The sequence below is a fragment of the Gottfriedia acidiceleris genome (assembly GCF_002128425.1).
GTDB classification, from domain to species: Bacteria; Bacillota; Bacilli; order Bacillales; family Bacillaceae_G; genus Gottfriedia; species Gottfriedia acidiceleris.
The window spans coordinates 36193-54987 of sequence record NZ_NESS01000014.1 but is presented as its reverse complement, the minus strand read 5'-3'; the positions used below and the strand labels follow the sequence as shown (position 1 = coordinate 54987).

General features: G+C 32.9%; 18 protein-coding genes and 2 tRNA genes. 3 read left to right on the top strand and 17 right to left on the bottom strand.

Annotated features, from left to right (window positions below; genetic code table 11):
• Window positions 1-113: 113 nt before the first annotated feature.
• Both B6K90_RS19350 and B6K90_RS19345 read left to right on the top strand, forming a co-directional pair.
• On the top strand, window positions 114-596 hold the full coding sequence (locus tag B6K90_RS19350; protein ID WP_088014401.1) for a LiaF transmembrane domain-containing protein: 483 nt from the start codon (window positions 114-116) through the stop codon (window positions 594-596).
• 48 nt (window positions 597-644) lie between these two features.
• Window positions 645-1676 (top strand): potassium channel family protein, encoded by a 1032-nt coding sequence (locus B6K90_RS19345; RefSeq protein WP_235821854.1) that lies wholly within the window; start codon window positions 645-647, stop codon window positions 1674-1676.
• Between the two features lie 35 nt (window positions 1677-1711).
• Here the strand turns inward: B6K90_RS19345 and yihA are convergent, their stop codons facing one another.
• The 13 genes from yihA to B6K90_RS19280 form a co-directional block, all read right to left on the bottom strand.
• On the bottom strand, window positions 1712-2296 hold the full coding sequence (yihA, locus tag B6K90_RS19340; RefSeq protein ID WP_088014400.1) for a ribosome biogenesis GTP-binding protein YihA/YsxC: 585 nt from the start codon (window positions 2294-2296) through the stop codon (window positions 1712-1714).
• Window positions 2293-4617 (bottom strand): endopeptidase La, encoded by a 2325-nt coding sequence (gene lon / locus B6K90_RS19335; protein ID WP_088014399.1) that lies wholly within the window; start codon window positions 4615-4617, stop codon window positions 2293-2295. Before lon ends, yihA begins: the two co-directional genes overlap by 4 nt.
• Window positions 4618-4938: 321 nt before the next feature.
• Entirely contained in the window at window positions 4939-6645 is a 1707-nt protein-coding gene (gene lonB / locus B6K90_RS19330) for an ATP-dependent protease LonB (protein WP_088014398.1), read from the bottom strand.
• Window positions 6646-6822: 177 nt separating this feature from the next.
• The gene (gene clpX, locus B6K90_RS19325; protein ID WP_088014397.1) at window positions 6823-8100 is read right to left on the bottom strand and encodes an ATP-dependent protease ATP-binding subunit ClpX; all 1278 of its coding nucleotides are present in this window, start codon (window positions 8098-8100) and stop codon (window positions 6823-6825) included.
• A 353-nt stretch (window positions 8101-8453) separates the two neighbouring features.
• The gene (gene tig, locus B6K90_RS19320; protein ID WP_088014396.1) at window positions 8454-9734 is read right to left on the bottom strand and encodes a trigger factor; all 1281 of its coding nucleotides are present in this window, start codon (window positions 9732-9734) and stop codon (window positions 8454-8456) included.
• 423 nt (window positions 9735-10157) lie between these two features.
• A complete protein-coding gene (locus B6K90_RS19315) occupies window positions 10158-11141 on the bottom strand; it encodes a hypothetical protein (protein ID WP_088014395.1) in 984 nt (327 codons plus the stop codon).
• A 145-nt stretch (window positions 11142-11286) separates the two neighbouring features.
• On the bottom strand, window positions 11287-11844 hold the full coding sequence (locus B6K90_RS19310; protein WP_088014394.1) for a DUF4240 domain-containing protein: 558 nt from the start codon (window positions 11842-11844) through the stop codon (window positions 11287-11289).
• Window positions 11845-11992: 148 nt separating this feature from the next.
• A tRNA-Arg gene (locus B6K90_RS19305) sits at window positions 11993-12066 on the bottom strand.
• 3 nt (window positions 12067-12069) lie between these two features.
• Window positions 12070-12143: transfer RNA gene (locus tag B6K90_RS19300), tRNA-Gly, on the bottom strand.
• A gap of 246 nt (window positions 12144-12389) precedes the next feature.
• The gene (locus B6K90_RS19295; RefSeq protein ID WP_088014393.1) at window positions 12390-12893 is read right to left on the bottom strand and encodes a YfcE family phosphodiesterase; all 504 of its coding nucleotides are present in this window, start codon (window positions 12891-12893) and stop codon (window positions 12390-12392) included.
• Window positions 12890-13513: an XTP/dITP diphosphatase gene (locus tag B6K90_RS19290; RefSeq protein ID WP_088014392.1), complete on the bottom strand. Its 624-nt coding sequence runs from the start codon at window positions 13511-13513 to the stop codon at window positions 12890-12892. The genes B6K90_RS19295 and B6K90_RS19290 overlap by 4 nt, the downstream gene beginning before the upstream one ends.
• Window positions 13514-13537: 24 nt before the next feature.
• Complete coding sequence (gene rph, locus B6K90_RS19285; RefSeq protein ID WP_088014391.1) at window positions 13538-14278, bottom strand: ribonuclease PH; 741 nt, start codon at window positions 14276-14278, stop codon at window positions 13538-13540.
• A 191-nt stretch (window positions 14279-14469) separates the two neighbouring features.
• Entirely contained in the window at window positions 14470-15516 is a 1047-nt protein-coding gene (locus B6K90_RS19280) for a GerMN domain-containing protein (RefSeq protein WP_088014390.1), read from the bottom strand.
• A gap of 200 nt (window positions 15517-15716) precedes the next feature.
• Here B6K90_RS19280 and B6K90_RS19275 point away from each other — a divergent pair, with 200 nt between their 5' ends.
• Entirely contained in the window at window positions 15717-15941 is a 225-nt protein-coding gene (locus B6K90_RS19275) for a helix-turn-helix domain-containing protein (protein WP_056472461.1), read from the top strand.
• Between the two features lie 287 nt (window positions 15942-16228).
• Here the strand turns inward: B6K90_RS19275 and B6K90_RS19270 are convergent, their stop codons facing one another.
• The 4 genes from B6K90_RS19270 to B6K90_RS19255 are packed head-to-tail and all read right to left on the bottom strand — an operon-like array spanning window position 16229 to window position 18786.
• Window positions 16229-16996, bottom strand: a complete 768-nt coding sequence (locus B6K90_RS19270) for a TatD family hydrolase (protein ID WP_235821853.1) — start codon at window positions 16994-16996, stop codon at window positions 16229-16231.
• Between the two features lie 4 nt (window positions 16997-17000).
• On the bottom strand, window positions 17001-17732 hold the full coding sequence (locus B6K90_RS19265) for an ABC transporter ATP-binding protein (protein WP_088014389.1): 732 nt from the start codon (window positions 17730-17732) through the stop codon (window positions 17001-17003).
• Window positions 17729-18496 (bottom strand): ABC transporter permease, encoded by a 768-nt coding sequence (locus B6K90_RS19260; protein WP_088014388.1) that lies wholly within the window; start codon window positions 18494-18496, stop codon window positions 17729-17731. The genes B6K90_RS19265 and B6K90_RS19260 overlap by 4 nt, the downstream gene beginning before the upstream one ends.
• Complete coding sequence (locus tag B6K90_RS19255; RefSeq protein ID WP_088014387.1) at window positions 18496-18786, bottom strand: thiamine-binding protein; 291 nt, start codon at window positions 18784-18786, stop codon at window positions 18496-18498. The genes B6K90_RS19260 and B6K90_RS19255 overlap by 1 nt, the downstream gene beginning before the upstream one ends.
• Between the last annotated feature and the right edge of the window lie 9 nt (window positions 18787-18795).

Genomic DNA, 18795 nt, shown 5'->3' with positions numbered 1-18795 from the left:
GTAATATTTTGTAGAATTTTTAATCCGATTTATACTATTAAATGTACACAAATTTTATTATACAATAATTTTAAAATAAAAGTGATTACAAATAATGTTAAACAGGAGTTGCTATGAAAAAAAATCGATTATTTATTGGAATTCTATTAATTGGCTTTGGGATTTATTATCTTATTTCAAAATGGCAAGTCCCAGCTTTACACATTTTTACATTTTGGACGACTCCAATCTTGATTACAGGTATTGCACTTCTTGTTCAAGCTTTTAAAGGAAGAGAAACTCACTATGTATTTCCGGGAATTGTAGTTCTTGGATTTGGAATTCATTTTTATGCCATTGAACATTTTCAAAATTGGCCAAACCACTGGTCCGTTCTTACACTCATCATTTCAATTGGAATGTTACTACAATCTCGAAAAGGAAAAGGTGATCTATTACCTGGTTTACTATTATTTATTATGTCTTTATTTTTCCTTTTTAATGAAAAGCTTGCAACAATGCTTAGTTCGCTCCAATCACAAGTCTCGTATTTCCAGCAATATTGGCCAATATTGATTGCTGTTATCGGATTATATCTTCTATTTTCTAAAAAATAAACATACTTTTTTATACATAAACTAGCAGTTTTAAAAGGAGGAACATCTTTGTTATACTTCCTTGCAATATGGAAAAAGTTTGTATCTTTTAATTATGTTTCAATTTTAATTCTATCTATTTTAATTGTTTCTTTTGGTTCAATTACTATACATATTTTAGAACCACAAACCTTTCCAACTTTATTCGATGGTTTGTGGTGGACAATGACTACTTTGACGACCGTAGGCTATGGAGATTTCTTTCCAAAAACAATTGCAGGAAAATGCTTAGGAATGTTTTTATTTATTTTCGGAGTCGGTATTATAGGCTTACTAGTATCTAAAACTGTTGATTCCTTTTCTAAATATCATCGTTTAAAGTTGGAGGGAAGAATTATGTATAAGGATCATGATCACTTTATTTACATTGGTTGGTCTAAAAAAACAAGAGATGCTATTGAGGAACTATTCGATTCTTCACCAAATGCAAAAATTGTATTAATTGAAAATCTAGAAACATCACCTTACGAGCATCCTCAAGTTCATTTTATTCAAGGAGACCCTTCAATCGAAAGTACGTTACTAAAGGCCAATATATTTAAGGCAAAACGGGTATGTATATTTGCAGATTCTACAATTGAAGACAGTGTATTAAAAGATGGGAAAACTCTTTTAATCGCTTCTGCAGTCGAATCACTATCAACTACGAATAAAAAACCTATTCATACAATTGTCGAGATATCGAAAGAAAGTCATATCGTTAATTTTAAGCATGTAAATGTAGATGATTTTGTATTATCATATGAATCTGTTTCACGACTAATCGCTAAGACAACATTGCATCCTGGAACTTCAACAATATTTAGGCATTTTTTAAATACAAAGTTTGACGGAAGCAATATCCATGTAATAGAACCTAATAAAGAATGGAAAACTTACGAAGATGCCTATTTACAATTATTTGAAAAAGGAGCAACTTTGTTAGCAATAAATGAACAGTTAAATATTCCAAAGCTAAGAGATTATAGATTAAATTCTTCTGACCGCTTATACATTTATTGTGAAGAAAATTTATTAAAAAAGATAAAAAAAGCTTTATAAAAAAATGCTGGTGGCCTTTTAGCCACCAGCATTTTTTATTTACACATACGATCAATTACTGACCATGCTTTTTCTTTACCCATACCAGTTTCAGATGAGAATAAAATTAATTCATCTCCTTCTTCAATCTGTAACTTTTCACGAACTACTTTTGCATGTTTATCCCATTTTCCTTTAGGGATTTTATCTGCTTTTGTTGCTACGATAATGACTGGGATTGAGTAATGCTTTAAGAAATCATACATCATTACATCATCTTCAGTTGGTGAATGACGTAGATCAACTAATAATATAACAGCTCTTAATTGCTCACGAGTTGTAATATATGTTTCAATCATTTTACCCCATGCTTCTCGTTCCTTTTTAGAAACTTTAGCATAACCATAACCTGGAACGTCAACGTAGAAAAGCTGTTCATTAATTAGAAAGAAATTTAATGTTTGAGTTTTTCCAGGTTTTGATGATGTTCTGGCTAATGCCTTACGATTTAACATTTTATTTATAAATGAAGATTTCCCAACATTTGAACGACCTGCCAAAGCGATTTCAGGAAATTGTGTATCTGGATATTGATTTGGTCGGACTGCACTAATGACAATATCCGCTGTTGTTACTTTCATTTTTTCACTCCTACTATTGCATGCGCAAGCACTTCATCTAAATGGGAAACAGGTATAACAGTTAAACCTTCTTTCACCATTGGTGGTACATCTTCTAAATCTTTTTCGTTTTCTTTTGGTATGATCACAGTCGTTAAACCTGCACGATGCGCACTAAGCATTTTTTCTTTTAATCCACCAATTGGTAATACGCGACCACGTAATGTGATTTCACCAGTCATTCCAACCTCTTTACGGATTGGTTTATTTGTTAATGCCGAAATCAATGCTGTTGCCATCGTTATACCTGCTGAAGGACCATCTTTTGGAACCGCACCTTCTGGGACATGAATATGAATATCATATTTCTCATGGAAGTTTTGGTCAATATTCAGTTCTTCTGCCTTTGAGCGAATATAGCTAAACGCAGCTTGTGCTGACTCCTTCATTACATCCCCTAGCTTACCAGTTAAAGTTAGCTTACCCTTTCCAGGATATAGTGATACTTCAATAGAAAGTGTGTCTCCACCAAATGCAGTATATGCTAAACCTGTAGCTACACCAATCTGGTCTTCACTTTCCATTTGACCATAAGAGAATGTTTTCTTACCTAAAAATTCTTCAATATTTTTATCGGTAAATATTATTTTTTGTCTTTCGTTTGAAACAATCAATTTAGCAGCTTTTCTACATAATTTCGCTAGAACTCGTTCTAATGATCTTACTCCTGCTTCACGTGTATAATGACGAATAATTGCAGAGAGTGCACTTTCACGAATTTGTACAGTAGATTTATTTAAGCCATGCTCTGCTAACTTTTTAGGGAATAAATGTTTTTTAGCTATATTAACTTTTTCAAGTTCAGTATATCCAGATAAAGTAATAATCTCCATTCGATCACGTAATGGACCTGGAATTGTTGATAAATCATTTGCAGTGGCAACAAATAAAACTTGAGATAAATCAAATGGCTCTTCGATGTAATGATCACTAAAAGTATTATTTTGTTCTGGGTCCAATACTTCTAACATTGCTGATGCTGGATCTCCTCTAAAATCGCTCGACATTTTATCAATTTCATCAAGTAAGAATACAGGGTTATTTGTTCCTGCTTTCTTCATACCTTGGATAATTCGACCTGGCATAGCTCCGATGTATGTTCTTCTATGTCCTCTTATCTCTGATTCATCTCTTACACCACCTAGAGAAACACGTACAAAGTTTCTAGACAATGCGTTTGCGATTGATTTCGCTAAAGATGTTTTACCAACTCCAGGAGGACCAGCTAAACATAAAATTGGACCACGTAATGAATTCGTAAGCTGTTGAACAGCTAGATATTCTAATATTCTTTCTTTTACTTTTTCAAGACCTTCATGTTCATTATTCAGTATCTTTTCGGAACGATGTATATCCAGTGTATCCTCTGTTTGCTTAGACCACGGTAGAGCTACCATCCAATCTAAATATGTACGAACTACACCCGCTTCTGCAGCATTAGGTGGTAGCTTCTCATATCTAGCTAATTCTTTTAATACTACTTCCTTTGTTTCTTCAGGCATATTTGCCTCTTCAATTTTTGTTAAAAACTTATCAACCTCTTCGGTTTTACCTTCACGATCACCTAGTTCACGTTGAATAACCTTTAGTTGCTCTCTTAAGAAATATTCTTTTTGAGTTTTATCAATATTTTTCTTAACTTGTAGGCCAATTTTTTCCTCAAGCTTTAATAATTCTTTTTCATCTTGAAGGAAATTCAAGATAATATGTATTCTTTCAGTAACATCGATAGTTGCTAAAATTTTTTGTTTTTCTTCTTCCCTTAATGGAATTGAATCGATCATTGCATCTGCAAGTTTACCTGGACGGTCTTGCTTAACAATTGAAGCAATTGTCTCTGGCAAAATTCGCTTTGATAATTTACTATATTGTTTAAAGTGCTGCAATAAAGTTCTCATTAAAGCACGAAGCTCTTTAGATTCGTCTTCTACATCTGGATATTCTTCTACCTTTGCAGTTAAGAAATCATTTTGATCAATAATTGATTTGATTTTTCCTCTGTGTAACCCTTCGACAGTAATACGAACAGTGCCATTTGGAAGTGTAATTTTTTGTGTTAATTTAGCTAAAGTTCCAAATTGGTACAATTCGTCTATCTTTGGATTTTCAGTATCTGCATCTATTTGAGTAACAACAAAAATTAAATGATCTAATTCATCAGCTTCTTGTATAGCTTTTATCGATTTCGTTCTTCCTACATCTAGATGTGCAATAGTGGCAGGAAATACACTAATTCCTCTTAAAGGTAGGAGGGGTACAACTTTTTCTTTTGTAACATTCATTACGTTACACCTCCATGTTTTTCATTCTATCTAGTTATTTTACCTTAACATATATATCATTTACAATGATATGCATTAAAAGAAATAAAGAAGAGACATAATCAAGCACTAATTGCCTAGAACATAGCATAATTTAACGTTTTTAGCGATTATCTTGATTTTAACTAGAAATACGAAGTAAGACTTGTAATAAGATTAAAGCATATATGATTATTACTACAAAATAAAAAGTGTTCGTTCACTTCATTGAAAAATAGAATCCAAAAATAGTTTGTATTCTTTATTTATTCAAAATGAAATGATTCGAACACTTATTTTTATCTACATAGATTGCGATTGATTCTCCTCAAACAATGTTAATTGTTGGAAATCTGTTTTTGTTTGAGTTGGTAGTTCTGGTAATTCAAATTTCCAGTTATCTTTAAAGACTTCATGAAGAACTTTTTCAATACGATCTACTGCTAATATTTCTACATCTTTATTTTGATGTAATGAAGCTTGATCATTCTCTTTCGGTATAATAATTTTGGTTGCCCCTGCTTTAATAGCCGCCTTAACTTTTTCTGGAACACCGCCTACAGGCTTCACATCACCTTGTATGCTCATTTCACCAGTTAAAGCGATTGTATTTAAAACTGGAACATTATTTACAGCTGAAAAAATCCCTACAACCATGGCAATCCCTGCAGATGGTCCATCAATTAATGCGCCACTTGGAAAATTAATGTGAATCGTAAAATCATCGATTGGTACACCAATTTTTCGTAAGATTGTCGTTACATTTTCTAAGGATCCTTTCGCCATACTTTTTCTACGAATAGATTTAGCTTGATTACCTAAGCTTTCTTCTTCAGCAATTCCAGTTATTGTAATTGAACCTTTACCGATTTCCTTAGCATTCATAGCAATTACTTCAATCGGTAATAGAGCGCCAATATTAGCTCCATAAACTGCCAAGCCGTTTACCAATCCTACAGTTGGAGCTTCTGGAATCTTGTTTACTAGTCTTGGTGATAATCTACTTACGGAAACAACCCACCCAATATCATCTTCTATTAATTCTTTTCGACCAGAAGTTAAAACCATACCTCCAGCTAACTGAATTAAGTTAATCGCTTCCCGACCATTTTTTGCATATGTACCTACTAATTCCAAAGCTTTTTCAGATATGCTTAATTCAATTTTTTCAGCAGAATTTTTAGCTACTGCTTGAATTTCATCCTGTTCTAATTCTCTAAAAAATATTTCTAAACAACGTGAACGAATTGCAGGTGGTATATCTTCAGGAGATCTTGTTGTTGCACCGACTAATCTGAAATCTGCTGGTAATCCGTGTTTAAAAATTTCATGAATATGTGCTGGTATTGAAGGATTTTCTTCTTGGTAGTAAGCACTTTCAAATTTAACTTTACGGTCTTCAAGTACTTTCAGCATTTTATTCATTTGAATTGGATGAAGCTCCCCAATTTCATCAATAAATAAAATTCCTCCATGCGCGTCGGTTACCGCCCCTTTTTTAGGTTGAGGAACGCCTGCTTGCCCCATCGCACCTGCACCTTGATAGATTGGATCGTGCACTGAACCAATTAAAGGATCCGCGATACCTCTTTCATCAAACCTAGCAGTTGTAGCGTCTAATTCGATAAATACTGCATCTTGTTTAAAAGGAGTATTCGGGCTCTTTTTCGCTTCTTCTAATACAAGTCTAGCTGCTGCCGTTTTCCCGATACCAGGTGGTCCATAGATTATTACATGCTGAGGATTAGCACTGCAAAGTGAAGCTTTTAAAGCTTTTATTCCATCCTCTTGACCAACAATATCATCAAAAGTGGTCGGTCTAACTCTCTCTGCTAACGGAACAGTTAAAGAAATTGATTTTAATTTACGTAACTGCTCCATTTCTTTTTTTGATTCTCTGTCAATCGAAACTTTTGTTGTTCGTTGACCCTTTAATAAATGAATAAAATACAAAGCAACGATTGTACCTAATGCTAATTGAGCTAATAATATAATTGTTGTTAAACTCATTCTTTACCCCTCCACTGAAGTAGAAATTACTTTTAGTATCGCCCTTGAAATGGAAGGATAAACCAAATTTTTAAAATTAAAGAGCAGTATCTAGGGCGTACAGGACATAGGGAAAGGGAAGCTGACTTAAAAAAACAAAATAAAAAAACCAAATGCAAATGCATTTGGTTTTTTAACTTAAGCTAATTTATTTTTCTTTTCTTTATTCTTTAACTCTAACTCTGTTCCATCTTCTAAGACAAGCTTAGGAGCTGCTCCAGTTTTAACAGTTTCTGCTGAGATAATACATTTTTGAATATCTTCTCGAGAAGGTAATTCAAACATGATATCTAACATAAGCCCTTCAATGATCGAACGTAATCCACGAGCTCCAGTTTTACGCTCAATTGCTTTTTTAGCAATTTCAGTAAGTGCGTTATCCTCAAACTCAAGTTCAACTTGATCAAGTTCTAGTAATTTTTGATATTGCTTAATTAAAGCATTTTTTGGTTTAGTTAAAATTTCAACTAATGATGCTTCATCAAGTTGCTCTAAATTAGCTAAAACTGGTAAACGACCGATGAACTCTGGAATTAAACCAAAGCGTAATAGGTCTTCTGGTAATACATGGTTTAAGATTTCTTTTGAGTTTAAATCGCTCTTTTCAGAATCACCACTGAAACCAATTACCTTTTTACCTAAACGACGTTTGATAATTTGTTCGATGCCATCAAATGCTCCACCACAAATAAATAAAATATTTGTCGTATCAATTTGAATGAATTCTTGATGTGGATGCTTACGACCACCTTGAGGAGGTACGCTTGCAACGGTTCCTTCAAGAATTTTTAAAAGTGCTTGCTGAACACCTTCACCCGACACGTCACGTGTAATAGAAGGGTTTTCAGACTTACGTGCAACTTTATCAATTTCATCGATATAAATAATACCTTTTTCAGCGCGTTCTACATCATAATCAGCTGCTTGGATTAATTTTAAAAGAATGTTTTCAACATCTTCCCCAACATATCCAGCTTCTGTTAATGAAGTTGCATCTGCAATTGCAAATGGTACATTTAAAATTCTTGCTAAAGTTTGAGCCAATAATGTTTTACCACTACCAGTTGGCCCAATCATTGCAATATTACTTTTTGATAGCTCAACCTCATCAATTTTGCTATTTGAATTAATTCGTTTGTAGTGATTATATACAGCAACAGATAAGGCTTTTTTCGCATTGTCCTGACCAATAACGTATTCATCAAGAATTTCGCAAATTTCTTTCGGTTTCGGAACGTCTTTAAACTCTACTTCCTCTTCTTTTGCAAGTTCTTCTTGAACAATTTCAGTACAAAGCTCAATACACTCGTCACAAATATATACACCAGGTCCTGCAACTAATTTTCTAACCTGAGACTGTGACTTCCCACAGAACGAACATTTTAGCTGTCCTTTTTCTTCATTAAATTTGAACATATGTTCACTCCCTCTAAAAATTTCTAAAAACACTCAATATGTATGTAATCCAAAAAAATATGTATCTTGTAGCTATATGATAGCACACAAAATATACAAAGCAATTAATTACTACTCTAAAATTGTTTAAATTTTTAGAATATATATATTCTAATCTAAAGTAGATAATCCTTCTTTTAAAGAATTATTTTTAGTATAGCCACAATAATTTTTTAAAATCTGTATAACAGATTCTAACATATGTATATGTGTATTTTAAAGGAAACAGTTCTCTTTACCAAATATTTCATTATTTAAAAACAAGGCACGAAAAATCTCGCGCCTTGTCTTTTCAATATATGTTTATTTAACGCTTATTTTTTTCTGCTATCTACTAATAACTCAACAGCTTTACGGATTTGAATATCGTCACGTACAGCGTCAGTTCCACCTAGCATAGTTACTAATTGCTCAGAAGGAATGTTGTACATTTCAGATAAACGAGTTAATTCTTCGTTCATTTCTTCTTCAGTTGCTTCGATTTTTTCAGCTTCGATGATCGCATCGATTGTTAAATCGATTCTTACACGAGCTTCAGCATCTTGACGCATTTGAGCACGAAGATCCTCTTCTTTAGTACCAGTGAATTGGTAGTAAAGTTCTAAGTTTAATCCTTGCTGAGCAATACGTTGTTCAAAGTCTTTAACCATACGGTCAACTTGGCTTTCGAACATTACGTCTGGGATTTCGACCTCAGCATTTTCAGCTGCTTTTTGAACTAAAGCATCACGTAAGCTACCTTCAGCTTGTGTTTTTTTAGACTCAACTAAGTCATTTTTGATTTTAGCTTTAAGATCTTCTAAAGTTTCTACTTCGTCATTTACGTCTTTAGCAAACTCGTCGTTTAACTCAGGAAGTTCTTTCGCTTTAATTTCATGAACAGTTACTTTGAAAGTAGCAGCTTTCCCTGCTAATTCAGCACTGTGGTATTCTTCTGGGAATGTTACATTAACATCAGTTTCTACACCAGATTTAGCGCCAATTAAAGCTTCTTCAAATCCTGGAATGAAAGAACCTGAACCGATTTCTAGTGGATAGTTTTCACCTTTTCCACCTTCGAAAGCTACGCCATCAACGAAACCTTCGAAATCAATTACAGCTGTATTACCGTTTTCAACAGTACCATCTTCTTTAACTACTAACTCAGCTTGACGCTCTTGTAATTTAGTTAATTCAGCTTGTACGTCTTCATCAGTTACAGTTGCATCCATTTCTTCAACTTCTAAGCCTTTATACTCACCTAATTTTACTTCAGGTTTTACAGTAACTTTTGCTTTGAAGATTAAAGTTTTACCTTTTTCCATTTGCTCAACGTCAACTTCTGGACGGTCAACTGGCTCAATACCAACTTCTTCAACAGCTTTGCTGTAAGCTTCTGGTAAAATTACATCTAAAGCATCATTGTAAAGTGCTTCAATACCAAATTTTTGTTCGAAAATTGGGCGAGGTAATTTACCTTTACGGAATCCCGGTACATTGATAGTTTTTACAACTTTTTTGAAAGCTGCATCTAAACCTTTATCTACTTCAGAAGCTTCAACTTCTACAGTTAATAGACCAACGTTAGCTTCTAATTTTTCCCATTTAGCAGTCATTGTTAGTTCCCTCCAAAATTATCTAAAAAAATATATGTGTTTACGTATTTTCGTACTATACATGCCTGTCCATTTTAATAGAGAAAATGCATGTATAATTAAGTAAATAGTCGTTACAACCACTCTATTATAACACATTCCTTTTTTGTTTCAATATTTCCTATTTTTATAAGGATAAAATATTAGGATTTTTTAATTTGTTAAGGAAATCATTCTTTGTTTCCACTAATAAAAATAAACTTATTTCTCTGAGCCAACTGTCACGTTTACTCCTGTGAGGTCTAGGTCTTCTTACACCTACCATAGGAAGGAGTTTTACCCATCTCCAACCAAGCTTACTTTTTAATATGTTATTTTTTATTCATTTTTTAACAAAAAAAACATAGAAACCCAATTGGATCATCTATGTTTTTTCCAACTATTTCATTTAATGTTAAAGTATCCTTCATCTTCAAAGCGTTTTACTAAAGCAATTGCACTTTTTACTGGAAAATATTCTACATTAAATAAATCTTTTAGTTCCTCTTCATCTACACTGCGATCAAAAAATTGTTGGACGATACAATAGAAACAGGCTGCCCATATATTTATTTCTGCTGGTATTGGGATAAACGGGAAGTAAATTGTTATAAAGTGTTGGAAGTGTGTTTTTGCGATTTCGAAAGCAGAAGGGTCTTCACTTTCTAATACGTCACTTAATTTTTTTAATATAGCATCTACAAAAGTTTTATGTTCATCGACTGAAACCGATGTATTCCAAATCATTCTTTGATTTACTTTGTTCAGTTCAAAATCTTTATCGATTGATTGTTCTTGTAAAATAAATAAAATGAAACTTTGAATTAGCGGATTTGCTTTGGAGCTCTTCAATATCTCTTCAATTTGGTCGAGAACTAGTTTACAATCTATTGCCCTTAATTCATTAATTAATTCAAGTTGCTTCTCAATCGGCTCAGAATCTTCAACTATCTTATGTAAATCAAGAACTTCACCCTTTATGTCTTTACGATCTGAAATTACTTTCTTTGATAATGAGAGCATCGCCTGAAACTTATCCATCTGATTTTCATCAATCCGTTTTTGAGTGAGTAGTCTTTTTATAATTTTTTGTAACTCTTCGTATTCTTTTAATTGAAATAAAATGCTTATGTATACTTCAATTGCTTCATCACTCTCAAAAGGCCCGAAAACTAAATCCTCACATCTTTCCTTAGCTTCTCTAGCCCGATTCCCTTCTAAAAGACACGCGACTGCAGCAAGCTCTGTTTGTGAATTATGCTCATTCATTTCTTTTAATTGATTACATAACATTAAAGCTTTACTAAAATTTTTTTCTTCTAATGCTTTTTTACCTAAATTTATGATCCGATCCTTTAGTTTAGGAAAAAAGACAATATTATCTTCCATGTTACTCTCCCCTAACATTTGTTATTTCCTGCACAAACTAGTTATGAAAAAGTGTATCATGAATTAAAATTATTTAAAATATTAAAGATACGAGTAGGTGTAATCAGTTTTTCTACCATTTATTCAAACTACTCCTTTTAGCTATCTAGTTCCCTAATGGTTTCTGGCCAAATCTTTTCCATAGCTTTGGAAATCGAACTTTTAATTCGTCTTTCGACTTCCAATCGATCGTTAATTGTTGTTCAGGATAATGATAGCCTTTGCTTTCAATTAGTGAATTGAACTCATTCCACAATTGATCATCCCAATCATCATCGCCTTTACGCTTGATTGAATATGCTTGTAAAGCAAGATCTAACATATCTTCTAATTCTGGTGCAAGTCCTTCTTTTTCATAAATAGGAAAGATGTATTCAGCTAAATAATCTGGGTCGTTTAACGTCTTTTTGTAAACTTGTTCTCCTTGACCGATTAACCACGCTCTAAATTGTACAAAGGAATCCTCAGAACAACCATCCATGATAATCCATGCAGCTCCTAAAAGATTTGTGGTATACGCTTTAGAAAAAAAAGTTTCAAACTGAATTTCAAAACTAGCTATCTCTTCCTCAGATTGTTTAGCTAAATGATTTATTACCCATTCATATGGTTCTTCAACAATATGCATTTTGGATATTAAACCCCAAAATTCTTTTTCGTTCATTTACATCACTCCACTCTTTTATTTATACTAGAATAACATATCTATGATAAATTTTATGATGTTCTATTTCTAAGCTCTTTAATTAAAAGTACTTAAAATACAAAAAAAGACACTTATTTTACATTAAGTAAAACAAGTGTCTTTTGGACGTCCTGAGAGGGATTCGAACCCCCGACCGACGGCTTAGAAGGCCGTTGCTCTATCCTGCTGAGCTACCAGGACATATGGAGCGGGTGATGGGAATCGAACCCACGACCGAAGCTTGGAAGGCTTCTATTTTACCATTAAACTACACCCGCATATTTTTTATTTCTTTTTTTATTTCTTTGCGACATCACCCTGTCGACATAATTTATTATAGTCACTATGCAAAATAAAGTCAACACTATTTTAAAACTTTTTTTTCCAAAATAAAGGAAAAAATTTTAAAGCTATATTATTACCTTATTTTATTAAGGTTTTCCAGTTTTTAGCACATACATTTTTTTATTTTCAAGTAAGGTAAGTAGCCAAATACATTTTAGCTACTTACCCCAATTTATTTATTAAATTTCAAATGAAGTAGTTATAAGCTCCGTTCCATCTGTATTATAAAACGTAACATTGGCCTTCTTACCAAATGTTTCAAGAATAGCATAAGTCTTTTCTTTACGCATTCTCGGTAATAAAATGCTGCCAGGATTAATAAAAAGCACATCATCAATTAATTCTGCACCTAATACATGAGAGTGACCGAAACAAGCAATTGTTGCTCCAACTTCTTTACAACGATAATACAGCTTTTGTAATGACTGTTTTATTCCGTGTAAATGACCATGTGTTGCTAAGATTGTATATTCATTCCCACGGTGAATAAATTCTTCAGGGAATTCTCCCCTGAAATCACAATTCCCTCTTACAACATTATAGTCTCTTAGTTCCTTAGCATTAACTTCTAATTCCGAATCTCCACAGTGTATCATTAAGTCTACACTGTCACGATATCGGTCGGCGATTTCTTGCAATGGTTTTGTCAATCCATGGCTATCACTTACAATTAGTACTTTCATTTATTTGATCCTCTGAATAAAGAATCTTTATCTTCTTTATTTATAACATTCATTAATGATTTAATTGCATTTGCGCGATGACTTAAGCCACCTTTTTCATCTGTTGTTAATTCAGCCATTGTTTTATCTAATTCTGGTAAAAAGAATATTGGATCGTAACCAAAACCGTTTGTTCCTCTTTTTTCATTTGCAATATACCCTTCAACCGTACCATGAACAGTTATCGTTTCTTTACCTGGAACTGCTAAAGCTAATGCACAATAAAATCGCGCAGTTCTTTTGCCTGGAAAAACGCCTTCTAGCTCACTTAATACTTTTTGTAAATTATCTTCGTCACTTTTATGTAATCCAGCATACCTAGCAGAATAAACTCCTGGTCTACCTTCAAGTGCATCCACTATTAAACCAGAGTCATCTGCAATTACAGGCGTATTTAGCTCACTAGCTAAAAACTCAGCTTTTAAAATCGCATTTTCTTCAAATGTAGTTCCTGTTTCTTCAACTTCTTGAATTTCAGGAAAGTCTTTTAAAGATTTAATTTGAAATCCCATCGGGTTAAAAAGCGCTTCAAAATCCTTCACTTTCCCTTGATTATTTGTCGCAATAATAATTGTTTCCATCTTTAAAGTCTCTCCTCGAAATGATTATTGAAATTTAATACCTTCTTGTAATAACACTTCTTTTTGTTTTTCAATAAGAGATTTAATTCCCATTTCACCTAAAGATAATAACTCGTTTAATTCTTCTCTTGAAAAAGTTGCTTCTTCACCAGTCCCTTGAAGTTCAACAAACTGACCTTTTCCAGTCATAATAATATTCATATCAACATTTGCAGCTGAATCTTCTACATAATATAAATCTAATACTGGTCCAATTTCATCTAAAATTCCAACTGAAGTTGCTGCTAAGTAATCTTTTACAGGATACGATTTCAATTTATCCATTTTAACTAATTTATCAAATGCAAGCATCATCGCAACAAATGCACCAGTAATTGAAGTCGTTCTTGTTCCTCCATCTGCTTGAATTACATCACAATCGATCCAAATCGTCTTTTCACCAAGTGCTTCTAAATCAACTACTGCTCTTAACGCTCTTCCAATTAAACGTTGAATTTCCATTGTACGACCAGTAACTTTTCCTTTAGATGATTCACGAATTGTACGCTCTTGAGTAGCTCTAGGTAGCATAGAATATTCAGCTGAAATCCAACCTTTTCCACTATTTCTCAAAAATGGTGGCACACGGTCCTCAACTGTTGCATTACAAATTACCTTCGTATCACCAATACTAATAAGCACAGAACCTTCTGCATGTTTTGTATAGTGCGTAATAATCTCTATCGGTCTAAGTTCATTATTTAATCTTCCATCTGTTCTTGTCATGTTTGTTCCTCCTACAAAATCTTCCAAATACTAGTATAGACAAAAATGCGATTTCATTTCTACTTATTAAGTGTAAATTAAAGATAAAATTAAAACCTTGCACAAAAATCATCACAATTTTTGTACAAGGTTCATATTTTAAAGAATTTTTTTAAAAGGCAAATAGTTTAAATCTTTTCCTAACGACCGGCTTACAATTTTTTCGTATTTACATCCTTAGGTCTAGAAACAGGTTGGCTTAAAGGCTTGCCTTGTTGGTCTAACGCAGTTAACTTACCATTGATTTGAATCTCAATGGACTTAACACCTTTTTGCTCTGTTAAAGAAAGAACAAGTGGCTGTAATACATCATTATTGATCATATTTTTTGCAATATTACCATAGATACCATCGTTAAAATTAAGTACTAACTTACCACCTTTGAAAACAGGTTGACTAACTAGTTTCGTATCTGTTCCAAAATCGGAAACTAAATTTGAATATTCAGATGGACCTTTTACAAGTTCGTTTACAATTGCTGAATACGAATCTGTTTCAGCATTTGAAATCCTTGTCGTTACAGGTACATAATAAGTGTCTCCCATTTCACCTTGAGAAACATAATATAGCGTAACTGGTCTAGAGTTCATAATATCTACAATGTCACCTTTATCAAAGTTAATTCCATCATCTCTTGTTAACCCATCACCAATCTGAGCCTTATTTACTGGCATCGATGCAAGCTCTTTTCCGTTTACTCGTATTTTTACCTTTGTCACATTATCAAATTGAGTTAAAGTCCAAGTAACTGCTTGAAATACTTTTAACTCATCTTCAGCACGGTATTGCTTAAATTCCGGTGAAAAATCAGCAATAATCGTACCATCCTTTTGAGTTTGAACACCTAAAACTTCAGTATTCGGAGGTAAAACTGCTTGAAAACCATTCGGTAATTCATCTGTAACAGGACCATCTTTTACTAAATACTCTAATGCTTGTTTAGCCAAGCTTGTAGACTTTGGTAATTGGAATGTTTGCGGTACAACATAACCGTTACGGTCAATTAAATATAATTCCCTTTTTACCGTTTCCTCCTTCTTTGCTTGAACTTCTTTTGAAGGTTGATCACTTTTATAAACTACAGTTTTAGGTGGATCAATGTCAGTTGAAGATTTCGTTGGAAGTAAACTACATCCACTCATTGTTGCGATTCCACATACTGCTGCCGCTGTTACTAATAATCTTTTTTTCATCACCATACTCCCCCCACGCTTTTTTACTATTTATACGAGCCTGTACATTTTTTAGAACAAGCTAAATAGAAAAAAATAAATAATTTAAATCTAGCTCTAAATTTACTGGAAATATTCACCTAAAAGACCTATCGTTCATATGATAAAAAGACTAAATGAATACCCATCCGAAGAACAGCTCGGTCAAGCAAGGAGGGTTAGCACAGTTGAAGGATAGAGACTATCAAACAAAGCACACACTCACAAAGCGTGAAAAAGAAGTATTCGAGCTTCTTGTTCAAGATAAGACTACAAGAGAAATTGCTGAAGAACTTTTTATAAGTGAAAAAACTGTGAGAAATCATATTTCAAATGCAATGCAGAAGCTTGGGGTTAAGGGGCGATCACAAGCAGTTATTGAGCTTCTTCGTATGGGAGAGCTTGAACTGTAGTTATTTTGTAGATTTCTACAAACCAACATACTGCCGGCATTCTAATCGATATGCCGGTTTTGGTATTTTCATTAAAACTTAGTGATTCACATTTCACGATTTTCTTGCTTGCAAACAATCTGATTGTCTAAATTTAAAGCTTTAATTCATATCCTACTTATAGTAGATAAAAAAGCCTATCTGTATATTAGGATAGAAGCTCTGCTATAGGGGGATTTTATTTTTAACTCTTTTTGCCATCTTATAAAACAAAAAATCGTTTCCTGTTAGAAAACGATTTTCTTATTTTAAATACTATAAAACTTCTTAGTATTTTCATATAAAATTTTATATGCACTTGATAAATCTATATCTTTTAACTCAGCGATCTTTGTAACCGATTGATGCATAAATTTAGGATGTGTCCACTCATTTTCAAATGGCCCTTCAAATGGCCAAGGTCCATCTGTTTCTACCATCATTAATTCTAAAGGATACTTTCTTACTAAGTCTTGAATCTCATTTTCATATAATACATCTGGTGTAATTGAGATAAAATACTCATTTTTTATCATCCGTTTAATTGTATAATCGTCTCCTTTAAACCAATGAAAATGAGCTTTTTTAATAAAATATTTTTCTAATAAATTACATACGGTTTCGGCGTCCTCATAAACTGCATGTAATACGATTGGTTTATTTAACTCTTTTGCAAGAGAGATAAACTTTTCTAGTAATAGAGTATAAGGTACGTAATCAATTTGTTCTTCCAAATTCTTATAATATGGTAATCCAACTTCCCCAATTGCAACCATTTCATGCTGATGGATCTTAATCCATTCAATTAACTTATCAACCTCTTCATCAGAAGGGATTTGTTGTTCAGGATGAAATCCGAATGCAGGATATACACTTTTATTTTGTTTTTTTAACTCTAAATTTTTCTTACTAGATTTTAAATCCATCGAAACCGAAATGACTGCCGTGATTTCGTCTCTTTCCATTTTAGATAATATTTCTTCTCTTTGACTAGTATCATAAGAATCTAAATGAATATGAGCATCTATCATTTTCATCGTATTACTCCTTCTCTAAAGCCAAATAGATTTTTCTTTTATATTCCGTAAATTCGTCACTTAATAATAATTCTTTTTTTCGTGGTCTTGGAAACGGCACAATAATTTCTTCTTTGATTTTGGCTGGTTTGTCAGAAAATATATAGATTCGATCAGACATTAATAACGCTTCATCAATATTGTGCGTAACTAATAAAATTGAACGTCGTTGTTTCTCCCAAATTGATAAAAGCCATTGTTGCATTTCAAGTCTAGTAAACTCATCTAAAGCTGAAAAAGGCTCATCCATACACATAAATGACTGAGGGGCAAGTAATGACCTTAAAAATGAAACTCTTTGTTTCATACCACCAGATAATTCATGTGGGTAAGCATTCTCATAGTTTTCTAATCCAGTTCTTTTAAGCCAGTCTCTTGCCAATTTTTCATCAGGCTTATGTTTTAATTCTTGTGACAAAGCAATATTTTTTAATACTGTTCTCCAAGGTAACAATGAGTTATCTTGTGGCATAAAACTAATATGACCTAGTTCTCCATTTATTACCGACCCATTTAACTTTATTTCTCCAGAATCAGGTTTTAGTAAACCACCTATTAGATGAAACAACGTACTTTTCCCACTACCAGATGGACCTAAAATCGATACAAATTCCCCCTCGTTTACATAAAGGGATATATTATCTAATACTTGTTGACCACTATAACTCTTTGATAATTGTTCCACTTGTAATGTCATTTCCGTTTCTCCCCTTTAACTTTCCATTTAACAGTAAAACGTTCAATTATGACGATAAGGAAGAAGAAAAGCATACTTAAAAACATAATGATAAATATTGAAACAAATACTCGATCTGTTCTAAATGAAGATGAAGCAAGAGTCATATATACTCCAATTCCTGATTTCGCTCCTAGCCATTCAGATATAACTGCTCCCATAACACTATAAGTTGCCGAAATCTTTAAGCCAGAAAAAATAGAAGGTAGAGAAAACGGTAACTCAACTTTCCAAAAAATTTGTGATTTGGATGCTCCTGCCATTTTCATATAATTTATTAGTTCACTTGGTGTTTGTCGGAATCCATCCAACGCCGATACTGTAACAGGGAAAAAACAAACAAGAGAAATAATAATTAATTTAGGTAATACACCAAATCCAAACCAAATAATTAAAAGCGGTGCTAATACGATAATTGGTACATTTTGCGAAAGAATTAATAATGGGTAAAAAGCTTCCCTAACACCCGGAATTAAATGTAATAGAAATGCTATTAAAAATCCTAATAAACTACCAATTAACAACCCAATAATCGTTAATTGAATTGTAGTAGAAATATGAGGAAGTAGTGAATCAGATGATTTCATTCCTTCTTTAAAGATTGAGATCGGTCCTGGCAATAACCAAGATTCGATTTTCCAAATTTTAATACTTAGCTGCCAACAGATTAAAAAAAGCAGGATGACAACAATAGGTTGCCATCCTTTCATATTTTTTAGTTTCATTAACGATACTTCTCCGTTAACACATCCATTGTAATACCTTGTGGTTGATAAAGTATTTTCATTTGAGTTATAACATTATGGCAACCTATTTCAATCATTCTTTCATTCATTTTTTGAACAACCATTAACAATTGATTCAAGTCACCTTCCATAGTTGTTTCCAATGGTTGAACTTGATATTTTACACCTGATTCATCAATAATTTTAATTGCTTCATCAACTGCTGGGATAACATCTTCAATATTTTTTGTTTTTGGTATAATTTGTACACTCATTAAAGTAGTTTGCATTTTTACTCC